The sequence below is a fragment of the Colwellia sp. MB3u-45 genome (genome assembly GCF_014077005.1).
Taxonomy (GTDB): domain Bacteria; phylum Pseudomonadota; class Gammaproteobacteria; order Enterobacterales; family Alteromonadaceae; genus Cognaticolwellia.
Genome location: NZ_JACGVC010000046.1, coordinates 86,939 through 101,021, shown reverse-complemented (window position 1 = coordinate 101,021; position 14,083 = coordinate 86,939). Strand labels below are relative to the sequence as shown.

12 protein-coding genes are annotated in these 14,083 nt (G+C 37.9%); 8 read left to right on the top strand and 4 right to left on the bottom strand.

Annotated elements, in window-relative coordinates; all coding sequences use genetic code 11:
* Positions 1 to 559 precede the first annotated feature (559 nt).
* From H4J41_RS09255 to H4J41_RS09235, 5 genes are all read left to right on the top strand, one after another.
* Positions 560 to 3,397, top strand: a complete 2,838-nt coding sequence (locus H4J41_RS09255; protein WP_259364531.1) for a TonB-dependent receptor — start codon at positions 560 to 562, stop codon at positions 3,395 to 3,397.
* A 116-nt stretch (positions 3,398 to 3,513) separates the two neighbouring features.
* Positions 3,514 to 5,067 carry a tryptophan halogenase family protein gene (locus H4J41_RS09250; protein ID WP_182135836.1) on the top strand — a complete coding sequence of 518 codons (1,554 nt, stop codon included), beginning with the start codon at positions 3,514 to 3,516 and terminating at the stop codon, positions 5,065 to 5,067.
* Between the two features lie 47 nt (positions 5,068 to 5,114).
* Positions 5,115 to 5,828: a SapC family protein gene (locus tag H4J41_RS09245; RefSeq protein WP_182135835.1), complete on the top strand. Its 714-nt coding sequence runs from the start codon at positions 5,115 to 5,117 to the stop codon at positions 5,826 to 5,828.
* A 34-nt stretch (positions 5,829 to 5,862) separates the two neighbouring features.
* Entirely contained in the window at positions 5,863 to 6,573 is a 711-nt protein-coding gene (locus H4J41_RS09240) for a DUF6445 family protein (RefSeq protein WP_182135834.1), read from the top strand.
* Positions 6,574 to 6,678: 105 nt separating this feature from the next.
* Complete coding sequence (locus tag H4J41_RS09235) at positions 6,679 to 7,659, top strand: Gfo/Idh/MocA family protein (protein ID WP_182135833.1); 981 nt, start codon at positions 6,679 to 6,681, stop codon at positions 7,657 to 7,659.
* A 170-nt stretch (positions 7,660 to 7,829) separates the two neighbouring features.
* Here the strand turns inward: H4J41_RS09235 and H4J41_RS09230 are convergent, their stop codons facing one another.
* From H4J41_RS09230 to H4J41_RS17490, 3 genes are all read right to left on the bottom strand, one after another.
* Positions 7,830 to 8,060, bottom strand: coding sequence for a TIGR02922 family protein (locus H4J41_RS09230; protein WP_182135832.1), 231 nt, complete (start codon positions 8,058 to 8,060; stop codon positions 7,830 to 7,832).
* Positions 8,061 to 8,682: 622 nt separating this feature from the next.
* Positions 8,683 to 9,402, bottom strand: coding sequence for a cytochrome b/b6 domain-containing protein (locus H4J41_RS09225; RefSeq protein ID WP_182135831.1), 720 nt, complete (start codon positions 9,400 to 9,402; stop codon positions 8,683 to 8,685).
* 26 nt (positions 9,403 to 9,428) lie between these two features.
* Positions 9,429 to 9,821, bottom strand: coding sequence for a hypothetical protein (locus H4J41_RS17490; RefSeq protein ID WP_220460979.1), 393 nt, complete (start codon positions 9,819 to 9,821; stop codon positions 9,429 to 9,431).
* Positions 9,822 to 9,980: 159 nt separating this feature from the next.
* Between H4J41_RS17490 and H4J41_RS09215 the strand changes: the two genes are divergently transcribed.
* The 3 genes from H4J41_RS09215 to H4J41_RS09205 all read left to right on the top strand — a co-directional run bounded on the left by H4J41_RS09215 (position 9,981) and on the right by H4J41_RS09205 (position 12,829).
* The gene (locus H4J41_RS09215; RefSeq protein WP_182135830.1) at positions 9,981 to 10,472 is read left to right on the top strand and encodes a LuxR C-terminal-related transcriptional regulator; all 492 of its coding nucleotides are present in this window, start codon (positions 9,981 to 9,983) and stop codon (positions 10,470 to 10,472) included.
* A 589-nt stretch (positions 10,473 to 11,061) separates the two neighbouring features.
* Positions 11,062 to 12,093: a CNNM domain-containing protein gene (locus H4J41_RS09210; RefSeq protein WP_182135829.1), complete on the top strand. Its 1,032-nt coding sequence runs from the start codon at positions 11,062 to 11,064 to the stop codon at positions 12,091 to 12,093.
* A 199-nt stretch (positions 12,094 to 12,292) separates the two neighbouring features.
* Entirely contained in the window at positions 12,293 to 12,829 is a 537-nt protein-coding gene (locus H4J41_RS09205; protein ID WP_182135828.1) for a hypothetical protein, read from the top strand.
* Between the two features lie 88 nt (positions 12,830 to 12,917).
* Here H4J41_RS09205 and H4J41_RS09200 read toward each other — a convergent pair whose 3' ends face one another.
* Positions 12,918 to 14,066: an iron-containing alcohol dehydrogenase gene (locus H4J41_RS09200; protein WP_182135827.1), complete on the bottom strand. Its 1,149-nt coding sequence runs from the start codon at positions 14,064 to 14,066 to the stop codon at positions 12,918 to 12,920.
* Between the last annotated feature and the right edge of the window lie 17 nt (positions 14,067 to 14,083).

Genomic DNA, 14,083 nt, shown 5'->3' with positions numbered 1-14,083 from the left:
TAACGTTAAGCAAGTCTAAAAGTCAGTGGGTGGCCACTTGGTTTATATTTTTGTTTTATTCGTCTTTCGTTTTTTGCCAAAAAAAAGCACCATAAAAATTAAATAAGGCTTAAAAAAAGTAATGCTGGGTTTTCTCTCAAAAAATAATTTAACCATAATTTCGAAATCCTTATGGAGGAAAAAAATAGACCAGTCGTCTTTGTTTTATGTATGGCGAAAATCTATACATGTGGAATATTTGAAATTTAAAGTACATTTTTTCTGTATTGTTATGCTTTTTAGCCTACCTAGTTGGGTGCATGCCAAGGAAAAAATATCTTTCAATATTCCCAGACAAAGAGCCGACATATCGTTAATAAGTTTTGCTGAACAGGCCGATATAACGTTACTTTTTCCGTTAAATAAAATTGCGGATAAGCAAACAAATCGAGTTTCAGGTAGTTTTTCTGTGATGAATGCGCTGAATAAGTTACTCAGAAATACCGGGCTTAAAACAGATATTAGCGAGAGTGGGCAGTTATCTATCTTAATAGATTCAAGATTTGAGAGAACAAACAACATGGCACATTATAAAAAAAATAAAGTAGCAAGTGCAGTATTAGCGGTTTTAACTACAGTCGCAGCGGCACCTTCAATTGCAGAAACAGCAAGTACAGCTAAAGAAGTAGAAATCATTGAAGTTCGGGGGATTCGGGGGGCACTGAGCCGTGCTATGGACACCAAGCGTGAAGCAAGTGGTGTTGTAGATTCAGTTTCAGCAGAAGACATAGGTAAGTTTCCAGACACTAACCTTGCAGAGTCACTGCAACGTATCTCAGGTGTTTCAATTGATCGTTCCGGCGGCGAAGGTCAAAAAATTACTGTTCGTGGTTTTGGTCCACAATTTAACACGGTATTAGTTAATGGTCGTCAACAAGCAACTGAAAGCGCAGGTCGCGATTTTAGTTTTGACACTATTGCGGCTGAAATGGTGAAAACGCTAGATGTGCATAAAACATCGACAGCCACTATGCAGTCTGGTGGTATCGGTTCTACTATTAATATTGAAACAGCTAAACCTTTCGCTATTGGTGGCTTTAAGTTAGCGGGTAGCCTTAAAGGTATTTACGATGGCAATAGTGAAGAGACCACACCACAAGCCTCTTTATTAATCAGTGATACCTTTAACGATGACACTTTTGGTGCTTTATTTGCTGTTTCTTACTTAGAGCGTGAAACGCGTTTAAATAGAGCGCAATCTGCTGGTTGGCGAGAAAACTCATCATTCACTCGTGGGACACCAAAAACAGCATCAGGAGATGATTACGTAGGTAACGTCTTTATTCCTCAAAACTTTGATTCTTTAGTTACTACTGAAAAACGAGAACGTACTAATGCTAATTTAGTTTTACAGTACGCGCCTGCCGATAACTTAATTGTTACTGCAGATGTTTTATATTCTGATTTTGATGTTAATTCTGATACCACATCATACGGTCACTGGTTTACTTCTGATAACGCAGAAAACATTGTTGTTGATGAAAATGGCACGGTTACTGAGATGTATCAACAAGTGGGTTTAGCGACGGATTTTCATGCGAAAAAGGGCGACCGTTTAACAGAGTCTACTTCATTTGGTCTTAATTTTGACTGGGATGTTAATGATAACTTAAACATGCAGTTTGATATTAGTAACTCGAATGCGACACGCGCGGCTAACAATGGTCGAGGCGGTAACTTAGCGTTATTAGGCTATGCTAACCGTGTGCAATGGAATCTTGATGATAATATTTTGCCTTATTACTCAGACTTCGCAACCGCCAATGATTCAATATACAGTGGTCAGCAAGAAGGCGATGGTGTTAACCAAGACCCGACAAGTCCTGATTATGTTGCCCCTGCAGGTGTATCTGATTATTTAGATACGGCTAACAGCGGCGCACACGTGATGATCCGTGGTGGTGATGAAGTTGAAGACGATATTACGCAACTTCGCTGGGACAGTGTTTGGGCGGCTGATGGCGACACAGGTTTTGCTAAAGCAAGATTTGGCGCTATGTTTTCGTCTGAAACTAAAACGGTAAATACCTGGAATAATGATGAAAGCGGTATTCACTGTACTTACTGTAACTATAAAGATTTTCCAGATGTTAGCGCTTTCCCTCAGGAAGTATTTGATGCCGGTGATGACTTTTTAAGTAGCGTAAGTGGCAGTGGCCGTTCACCGACACAATGGTTAAGTTTTGATGGTGAAGCCTTATTTGATTTCTTAGGTAATATTGAAGGTGTCGACTTTGACGCCGTTAAAACCAACAACTCTTTTGAAGTTGAAGAAGAAACAGCATCTCTATACTTAGAACTTGATTTTTATGGCGAAATAGCCAATATGTTTATTTATAGTACGGCAGGTTTCCGCTATGAAACTACAGATGTTGCGGTGAGTGCTTCGCAAGCAAACCCTCAAAGTTTACGTATTCTGGATGCAACTGAAATGTTAGCGGCATACGGTGATACAACTAACTTTACGGAAAATAATAGTTACAGTGAAATCTTACCTAATTTCAGTGTTAAATTAGAAATAAATGAAGATTTAATTGCTCGTGTAGCCGTTTCAAAAACCTTAACACGTCCTACCTTAAGTAGTTTAAGGCCTATCACTTCTTTGCAAACGACTCGTCAAGGTAACTTACAGTCATCAAGTGGTAATTCAGCTTTAGTCCCCTTTAGTTCTGATAACTTAGATTTGTCACTTGAGTGGTATTATGACGAAGCAAGCTATGTTTCTGCCGGTTATTTTAGAAAGCATGTTGCTAACTTTATTACCAACACCAAGCTAGCAAAAACTTTTGTAACAGCTAATGGTAGTTTATTAACAGATCCGTCTACGGGTGCTGATGTTAGTGCGCCTGATAGTGAAGATAGTGTGGCGACTTTTACTAATACGGCTCCTAGTAATGGTGAATCAGCCATAGTAGACGGTTGGGAAATTGCAGCCCAGCATACTTTTGGTGACACAGGTTTTGGTCTTTTAGCGAACGCAACACTTGTTGATAGTGATGCTGAACTTGATAATACTGACATTACGCAAGTATTTGCGGTTACCGGTTTAAGTGACTCGGCTAACTTAGTGGCTTTTTATGAAAATGGTCCATTACAAGCACGTATCGCTTACAACTGGCGTGATACTTTCTTGCAAAGCCTTAGCCAAAGTGGCGGTGATGGTGTGACTTACGTTGAAGATTACGCACAGTGGGATGCTAGTGCTAGTTTTGATGTCACTGAAAAAATCACCGTGTTTGTTGAGGGTATTAACTTAACTGAAGAATACACTCATAGCCGTGGTCGTTTCTCTAATCAAATACTCGACGTTGTTGATAGTGGCCGTCGTATTTCATTGGGCGTACGCGGTAGCTTCTAAGCTTTATAATTTATAATCTTAGTTATGCATAAAGACTTTTACTTCCTCTAGAAGTAAAAGTCTACTTCAATACTCTCTTACTAAACGAGAGCTAAAATAACATTAGCAGATTAACTATGAATAAATTGACCAAAAAAGTCGTTGTTGTTGGTGGCGGAATAGCGGGCTGGCTGACTGCTGGGCGTTTAGCAGCAAAACATAAAAGTAATACGGAACAAGGTTTAACTGTGGTTTTAGTTGAGTCTCCTAATATCCCGGCTATTGGCGTTGGAGAGGGAACTTGGCCCACTATGCGCAGTACGTTGAGTGCGTTAGGTATTAGCGAAACAGATTTTATTCGCGAATGTGATGCCAGTTTTAAGCAAGGCGCAAAATTTGCTAAATGGGTTGATGGTAGTGAAGATGATTTTTATTATCATCCCTTAGTGCTGCCACAAGGATTTTCACAAGGCGACTTAGCGGCGCATTGGTTGGCAAAGCAAGGCCAAGCAGGGACTAAATCATTTTCTGAAGACGTTTGTTTTCAAGAGTCGGTTTGTGAAAATGGCTTAGCGCCTAAAACGATTAGAACGCCTGAGTTTGCGGCGGTTGCAAATTATGCCTATCACCTAGACTCTGTGAAGTTTTCTGTGTTTTTACAAAAGCATTGCACAGAAAAGCTTGGGGTTACTCATATTATTGATAACGTTACGGGTGTTAACTCAGCCCCAAACGGTGATATTTCATCCGTGAGTACTGAAAATAATGCGGATATTACCGGTGATCTATTTGTTGATTGCACCGGTTTCTCTTCGCTGCTTTTAGGTCAGCATTATCAAGTGCCATTTAAGAGCTGCAGTGACGTATTATTTATTGATACGGCGTTAGCAGTACAAGTGCCTTATGATGACGCCGATTCGCCAATTGCCTCTCATACCGTGTCAACTGGCCAAGAAGCAGGTTGGATATGGGATATTGGCTTACAACATCGCCGCGGTGTTGGTTATGTATATTCGAGTAAATATTCATCTGAAGAACAGGCCAGAGAAGTATTAGCTAAGTATGTTGGTGATAAATTTTCATCACTAACGGTACGGAAAATTCCAATTGTTAGTGGTCATAGAGAAAAAATGTGGCAAAACAATTGTGTGGCGGTAGGCTTGTCGGCAGGATTTTTAGAGCCATTAGAAGCCTCTGCTTTGGTGATGGTAGAATTGTCAGCACAAATGATCAGTGAACAATTGCCGCAGTCTCGTGACATTATGGACATAGCCGCCAAGCGCTTTAATGAAACGTTTCTTTATCGATGGGAAAAAATCATCGACTTTCTTAAGTTACATTACATTTTAAGTAAAAGAACTGATAACGCTTTTTGGACTGATAACCGCAATCCTGAATCTATTCCTGAAAGTTTAAAAGAAGCGATGGCGCTTTGGCAATATCGAGCACCCGCTGATCATGACTTTACCAGTAATAATGAAGTTTTTCCTGCGGCAAGTTATCAGTATGTTTTATATGGTATGGGTTTTAAAAGCGATTATAGCCAAAACACTTATGCACTCGATAATATTGATTTTGCACAACATCAATTTGCGCAAAATAAAAAACTCACCGACAAAGCGGTAGCGACACTGCCGAAAAACCGTGAATTAATTAATAAAATCATTGAATTTGGCTTTAACCGAATTTAATTGAATTTAGCCGAATTTAAGTCATCAGCGAACAAGAGAAATTATACATGGCTAGTTTAGTCGCAGTAGATAATAAAAAGCATTTAAACACTAAAATAGATCTCAATAAAGTTGAACACCATGGTGCTAATTTACCCCTGATTCCGGTTGTTTTAGCCGAGTTTATTCATTTAGCGGTGCAATATCCGATTGTATTGACTAAAAATGGCGACACAGGACAGTTTGTATTTTCGGCGATGTTAGGCTTTGAGGAAAATGAAAACTTATTTTGGCAGCAAGCACAATGGCAAGGACTCTATGTGCCATTACAAATAAGGCGGCAACCATTTTTTGTTGAAACGAGCGATGAAAAGCATCATAACGAACTTGCTGTTTGCTTGAATACCGATAGTCCCGCAGTATCAGAAGAAATTGGACAGGCACTTTTTGATGAAAAAGGTGATGAATCTAGCTATTTTAAAACCGTGAAAGCAAATCTTACGCAATTACTGCTGGGTGAAAAAGAAAATAAAGTATTAATAGCAACACTAACGTCAATGGCATTAATTAAACCCATGTCGTTAGACATTACTTTTATGAATCAAAGCGCTACTAAATTAGCCGGTTTATATACCATTGACGAAGTGAAACTCGCAGCATTAAACAATGAACAAATTTTATCTTTACATCAAAGTGGCTTATTGTCTGCCATACATACAATGATGATATCTTTAGGGCAAATTCATACACTAATTGATTTAAAAAATAAGTCTCTAAGTTAATCACTAGAGATTTAGCAAGGGTAAACGTTATTCGATGTTAGATTTTACACTAAATGATAATCCTAGCTTAACTAAGCTGACGATAGGTAAAGAAAATATACCCTTGTTGATTATTGATGGTTTTGCCAACAAACCTGATGATTTAATTTCCTGCGCGGGTGATGGCTCATTATTTAGAGCCGATCAACAAAACTTCTATCCGGGCAAACGTTTTTTAGCACCAGAAATATATAGTGAACAAATTTGTAAAAAATACTTACCGCTATTTAAATCATATTTTGGTTTTGATACCGCCACTAGTGCTACAGCATTAATGTCTGCGTTTGCTGTTTCAGATAGAGCTCCTGAGCATTTAAAGCCGATACAAATGTTGCCGCATTTTGATACCGCCAATATTAATCAATTGGCGGTAGTGCATTACTTATGTGAGCCAGAACATGGCGGAACTTCTTTTTATCGACACCGAGCCAGTGCATTTGAGCGCATCACCTCAGCGCGTTTAGTCAGTTATGGTCAGCAGCTGAAAAAGGAGGCTATGGCGCATCAGTTACATAAAAACCCCTGCTACGTAAACTCAGACAATAGCCTTTTTGAGCAATTTCATTCAGTGGCTGCCGGTATGAATAGAGCCGTGATCTATCCCAGTATGGCCTTACACTCAGGTGACATTAATCCGATATTAGGTTTGTCTTCAGATCCTAAAATAGGCAGGCTAACTATTGGTAGTTTCATTTATGTTGAATAATTTAAAGAAAGTATTTTCTAGCTGTAGGTCGTTGTGCCATCTCTAGGGCGATTAGACGCATGAGAAAATCCTTTTCCTGTCACTTTTTATATTGAGAAATAGTCAATGAAGTCACTGAAAAATAGAAATATACGTTGGGGAATTATTGGTTTAGGTAATATAGCCAATAAGTTTGCGACAGATTTATTAACCGTGGAAGGTGCTGAACTTTATGCGGTTGCATCAAGAACACAGCAAAAATCTGATGACTTTGCCGAAAAATATCAAGCAATTAAAGCCTACGGTAGCTATGAAGCGTTAGTAAACGATGAAAACATTGATGCTGTTTACATAGCAACGCCACATTCTTTACATCAAGAAAATACCCTGTTGTGTTTAGAGCAGGGCAAGGCGGTATTATGTGAAAAACCTTTTGCTATGAATATCGATGAAGTGAATAGCATGATTGCTGCTGCCACTAAACATAATACTCTGCTGATGGAAGGACTTTGGACCTATTTTCTGCCCCATTATAATTTTGTCTTAGCAGAGCTGAGTCGCAAAACTTATGGCAATCTTCTGAAAATTGAAGCTGATTTTGGTTTTGTTAAGGTCTTTAATGAAGAGTCTCGGCTTTTTAACAAATCGCTAGGAGGAGGTAGTCTTTTAGATATTGGCATTTATCCTATTTTTGCTGCACTTTCAACACTTGGCGTGCCAGATACCATAACAGCCAAGGCAAGCTTTTTTGAGAATGGCGCTGACTCTTCCTGCGCTATGGTATTTAATTACCATAATGCCGTAGCAACACTAACGTCAACACTATTAGAGCCTACCCCCAGTGAAGCTATTTTTTATTGCGAGCAAGGCATTATTAAAATTAATAGTGGCTTTCATAGCCCGTCAACGGTGACTTTAATTAAAGATAATAATGAAGAATCGGTATTTTTTGACTGTAAAACCCATGGCTATAATTATCAAATTAGCCATTTTAATGAACTATTACGCCAAGGCAAAAAAGAAAGTCATATCATGACGTTTAATTTTAGTCGCCAGCTGATTACAACTTTAGATAAGGTTAGAGCCATTATTGATTTGAAATATTAATTTGAAATATTAATTTAACATCTTGAGTTAAATTATTGACATCTAAAACGGTTGCCCAGCTTTTAGTTACTTTGTTAGTTACTTTGTTAGTTATTTTTTAATAATAAAAGCAGGCATAAACTGATGATTGAAAAATTTAATATGGCTTAGCTGTCGATAAAGCTTAAAGACTAAAAGTTCTCATCTTCGATGCCAAGTGACATAATTCTATCACCGATTTTGTTTATGATAGTTATCTCACCAAGACAGACAGCTAATATAGACTTATCTTGTTTGAACTCCTGTGGGATAATAACCCTGCCAGATTTATTTTTAGGATAGCTTTTAATTTCATGCTTTAATTCTAAGCTGTCTTCTTGGTAATAAATAATAGTGACGGTAGTTAAATTTTCAGTCTCCAATTTGAGCTCCTTTAAAGTAATTATTAGTGGCTAAGATACTTAAACTATCGTCTATTAAACGTAGGTTGTCCAACTATATTAAGATAGTAGCGCTTTGATGTTCTGTTAAAATTTAATCAATAAAATGAGTTAGGCGCACAAAGTGAAACCTCAGTAGTTTTTACCTGTGTAGGTTATTAGCGTGATCTGGCCTTTAATTTTAATGCGGAATATAGCGGTTGTAGGTTGTGATATATAAGAATCATGGTGCGCTAAAGAGTCGGGGTTACACTGTCTTTAAACAAAAAATAATACTCGCCTTTACTGAGTACTCTTCTGGCCTAAAGGCGCTATTTTTTTATTAATATCCCTCATCTAACATTATATGGTTAGATCAATATGAGCTTTATTTAGCCTGTTTGTTGAGGAACTTATCTGCTTGCTAATCTTGATGGCGCGATTTTTATAAAGTGTATTTCCAGACCTATTTTTCACACACTATTTTCACTTTCTATATTGGTGATGTGGATTCAAATTTTTCATTCAAACAGCCGTTAAACACCACCTGCTAGAGTGGTGTTTAGGATTATTGTCAGTATTTTTTCGTTTTTAATTATCTTTAGTTTTTAATAAAAATTAAGCTTTAATGCTCATCAGTCTTATGCTTGGGTAGGTATTTATAACCATTGAACATGGCAGAAACAAGGGCGCTTTTTTCCCGTCTTTCAGCAATAATCACCCCAATAATATGCAGTGGAATAAGCAATAGCAGACAGTAAAAAGCATAAACATGAGCGGTAATAAAAGGTTTTCGAAAATCTCTCATCACTTGATAAGCCGCTGCATCAATGTTTTCTCTTGAATAAGGTCTTATCGCCGCTATATTGTCTTTATTGATGGCAATACTTTCAGCAAAATATTGACCAAAGGGTGGGTAGTAAATGTCGGTGCCGGCGATAACAAGACCTGAGATCATTTGCACTGTCATGGCGGATAACAGTGCTAGTATCATCAATTTACCTGCAGGGCTATGGCCTTTGTAAGCTAACTTTTCACCTTGTGTAAATGCAACTAATTCAGCTTTAAAGCCTTTTTTAAAAGGCAGGATTTTATGCCACCGCTCATAACCTTTACCAACAAAAGCTATGATTAATCTAAAAATTAAGTTACTCGCAAAAACATATCCCACCAACACATGTATGGTTTTTAATAATACTTTACCTTCGGTACTCAGGCCCAATGTTTTGCCATTTAATATAACTGTGCCTATCGCAATGAGTAATAAAATTGCGATGACATTTATCCAATGAAAAAGCCTGACTTTACGACTCCAGACGAAAACTTGTTGCCTATTAATATTCATATTATTTCTCTTTTATTGCTGTGGAGTTAAAAGTGGCCAGATTGTAAAACAGCAGTGATCCAGTATTTTAACTTGGTGGGTTGGCAAATTGGCTTAAGTATATCTTTAAGTTTTTCTATGTCTTTAAAAAATAGCAGAACTTCAAATTGATAAAACGCTCGATAGCCTTCAACACTAGCAATAGTGTCACCAGGTTTGTAGCTTACCTCGCCAATTAAATGCTGGCCTACCATAAAGTTTGCTTTTTTAACGGTGGAAAATTTCAGCTCAAAAGCGCCAAGCGAAGACAGGTCAACGACTTGGCTTTTTTCAAAGGCAAATGCTGACGATATTTGAAATAGCACCATAAAGCATAAATAAAATAGCGTATATTTGCAGCTAAGTATCTGAGGTATTTCTTTCACCAGTAATAACGACATACAATAAATTCACAGGTAATTAAACGTTGTAAGGTAATTATTACTGTTATTATATCAAGGGTCATTAGACATAGGTCGAACCTTACTTAATTTAGGTTTATTCTTCGTGATGGTACATTTGTCTATTGTATATTTAACTTATTGATATAAAGAGGTTTTATGAAGGATAAAGTGATAGTGTTAATTTTAGTTATAATAATGCTATTAAATTTTTTTGACGTGATCACTGATATTTCTTTAGGTGTACCTATGTGGCATGTTTTCTCAGAAAGTCTTATTGTGATAGTTTCTGGTTTTGGTGCGCTGCTTTTAGTTAAAGATATACGTTCTCGCACATTAAATACCGTTAGGCTAAAACAAGAGTTAGTCGTTTCAGATGATAAATTGAGAAATATTTCTCAAGAAATAAAAAATGCTCGCCATGCCTACAGTCATGTTATTCATGGCCAGTTTGAACAATGGCACTTAACACTTAGTGAGCAAGAAATTGCCATGTTGCTGCTTAAAGGACTAAGCTTCAAAGAAATAAGCGGTGTTAGAAATACCAAAGACAAAACGGTTCGCCAGCAAGCCTCTGTGATATATAGCAAAGCCAATGTAGAAGGGCGGCATGAGTTTGCAGCTTGGTTTTTAGAAGATTTTATGGCGTAAATAAAGCGCTCTTACTTTACTTTAGTTTTAGTTTTAATAAGTATGGCCCAGCGACTTTAATACTCAAAACTTTTAATGACACAGCGCAATATATTGCGGTAATGCCATGCAGTACAAGTGATAAAACTTTATTACTTGTACTTTAAATGATGATTGACTCGCTTGATAAACCTTGATGAAGCCAAGCAGTAAGCCTTAACAGTTTTAAAACTAAATGTGTTGAAGGTTTCTGGCGCTTTGTTTTTAATGACAACAATTTTTAATGACACACTTTTCAATGGCAACACAATGTGGTTATTTTTAGCCGCCTTGTTGGCGAATAAGTTTACATAAAGTTTAGCTGTTTGCTGTAAATTTTTAATATGCTTTCAAAAAAATGTACTATTTATATTTGTGCAAAATTAATACAGCGAGTTACCGTCAAAAAATTAAAATCTATCCTGGCAATAAATTTGTCACTGCTTTGTTTAATTAATCACCTCAATCCCTACTAATACCATTAAGCTAAGCACTCAAACCAAGTGCTTTGCCTACATTGTGATATGCTATTTAGCAGTGAAATTTAATATTATAGATTTGGAATGACTAAGTGACTTTACTGTTTATTTATTTGGCAATTGCGATTGGGGTGTCATTTATATGCTCAATACTTGAGGCGGTATTATTATCGATAACGCCAAGTTTTGTTGAGCAAATGCAAACAAAAAAACCTAAGCATGGACTGGTGCTAGCAAAAGTTAAAACGCATTTAGAAGAGTCACTTGCCAGTATATTAATTCTTAATACCTTTGCACATACCATGGGGGCGGCAGGTGTTGGCGCACAGGCTATCGGTATATTTGGTGAAAAGTGGGAAACCATGATTGCTGTGCTGTTAACACTGGTGATTTTGTATTTTTCAGAAATTATTCCTAAAACCTTAGGAGCAACATTCTGGCGCAGTTTGGCCATACCTTCTGCCTTTGTTATCACCTGGTTGGTGAGAATTGTTTATCCATTGGTTTGGCTCTCAACTCGGTTAACGCACTCATTCAAGCGGGGTAAAGCCAATGAAATTACTCGGGAAGAAATTATAGCCCTAGCGTCATTAAGCTACAAAGATGGCAGTCTGTTCTCGCAAGAAAACGAATATTTATCAAATATATTAAATTTGCGAGAATTACACACTGGCGATGTATTTACGCCACGCACGGTAGTGCACATGTTACATCAAGACATAACCGTCACGGCGGCGCTAAATCATGAACAAACTCGGCAATTCTCCCGCATACCGGTTTACGGTAAAACCATTGATGATATCACCGGTAAAGTGATTAAAGGGGATTTGTATGAAGCTGAACGTAACGGGCATGGTGATGAGCCGATTAGTAATTTTGTGATTAAGTTAGCCGCGGTATCTGAAAAGTTACCGGTTCAGCAGTTGTTAGATATGTTTATTAAAAATCATATACATATCTACTCAGTTGAAGATGAGTACGGTCAAACCTCAGGGGTTGTTACTTTAGAGGATGCCATTGAAACCTTGCTTGGTCGTGAAATTGTTGATGAAAGCGATACGGTAACTGATATGCAAGCACTGGCGCGCGATAAATATCGTGAGCGATTAAGAGGACTTAAGTAGCATATTATTGTGTAATGGTACTACACTTTGTTGAGTTCATCGGTTAATCAGACCATAAAGTCTATGATTATTTCCACCCGTTTATTGGCACTTTTCGACTATTTTTGCTATTAAATGTCATCTGCTTATTGGTTTATGCTGTGAACCAAAATAAAAGCGCTGACGTATTGTTTTTTAACAGATTAAGCAGGAGCATAACATGCGAATAATTAGCTATTTTTTGGTGCTATTGTTGCTAACAGCTTGTAGCACACAATATCCAAATAAAAATATTACCGGAGCAATATTTCCAACCGTAGAAGGTCAAACCTTAGAAAAAAAATCATTCACCATTCCAAGTGATTTTACTGACGACGTAACCTTACTTTTGATTGGTTATGTGCAAAATTCACAGTTTGATATTGATCGTTGGTTAATTGCTTTAGATGTAACCGATACCCAGGTAAAAGTTTATGAAGTACCTACTATTCAAGGCTTATTTCCACAAATGTTTAGTACCTTTATTGATAATGGTATGCGATCTGGCATTCCAAAACCTCTATGGCAAGGGGTAGTGACGATTTATGACGATGGTGAACAAGTTCAGGCTTTTACCGGTAATGAAAATATTTCTAATGCCCGTGTGGTGCTGCTAAATAATAAAGGCAAAATATTATACTTTTATGATCAAGGTTTTGCGGTAGACGCGCTAAACGAGATCAGAGGTGTGTTATCAAATCAGCCGTTAAGTAAATAGCGGCAATACTAAGCGAGTACTGAAAATACTACTCGCTTAGTTTTTTATTGAGCGTTACTCATTTTACAGACTATTAGCTTACAGACTGTTATTTAATCGCTAACTGCAATATTTCACGACTTTGCGTTAAGGTAATGGCTTGGTGTTCACCTAGCGCTGTCATCTTGTGTGCTTCAAGCTGTGCAATGATCTTATCAATAGCGCTAGCTTTATCATCGCCGTGTTCAGTTAATTGTGTAGCAACATTTAAGCTATGGTAGAAGGCTTCAATAGCAACAATTGTGCGTTCAGCTAAATCATCACCTGCAGCTAAGGCAAAAACATTATGACCTAGCTGCTCTAACTTAGCTTTTTTAACCGTTAGTTGGTTGCGCAATAATGAAGGTTGTACAATCGCCAATGAGCGTGCGTGATCAACGCCGTAAAGTGCGGTCATTTCATGGCCAATCATATGTGTTGCCCAGTCTTGCGGTACACCGGCACCAATCAAGCCATTAAGTGCTTGATTTGCTGTCCACATGAGATTTTCACGCCATTGTAGTGTTTCATGTTGGTCGTATTGCTTAGCCAAAGTTAGCAAGTTTTTAAGTAAGGCTTCTGCGTAACCGTCCTGTACCATAGCACCCGTTGGCATAGTTAAATATTGCTCACAGGTATGTACCCAAGCATCAACCAAACCATTAATTAATTGACGTTCTGGTAATGTTTTCATCGCATCGGCATCGAGTACGGCAAACTTTGGTTGCACGGCTGGTGAAGAGAATGGCAGTTTATCTTGAGTTTCTGCGCGGGTAATAACGGAACCCGAATTAGACTCTGAGCCGGTAGCAGGTAAGGTCAGTACAGCGCCAATGGCGATAGCTTTAGTAACGGTATGCTTACCTAATAGAATGTCCCAGCCGGCACCGTCATAACATGCAGCGGCAGCAACATATTTCGCACCATCGATCACTGAACCGCCACCAACCGCGAGTATAAAATCAACTTTTTCCGCTTTAACTAGGGCAACAGCCTTATCTAAATTCTCCATCGTTGGATTAGGCTCAACACCGGAAAACTCTATCCAAGTATGCTGGCTTAAGGCATTTTGTACTTGTTGATAAACACCATTTTTTTTGATTGAGCCACCACCGTAAATAACCAGCACTTTGCTAGTGCTTGGAATAGCCTCAGTTACACTGGCAATTTTACCTTGGCCAAAATGGATCTGAGTTGGGTTAACGTATGAAAATTCCATGGGATACCTCATTTAAT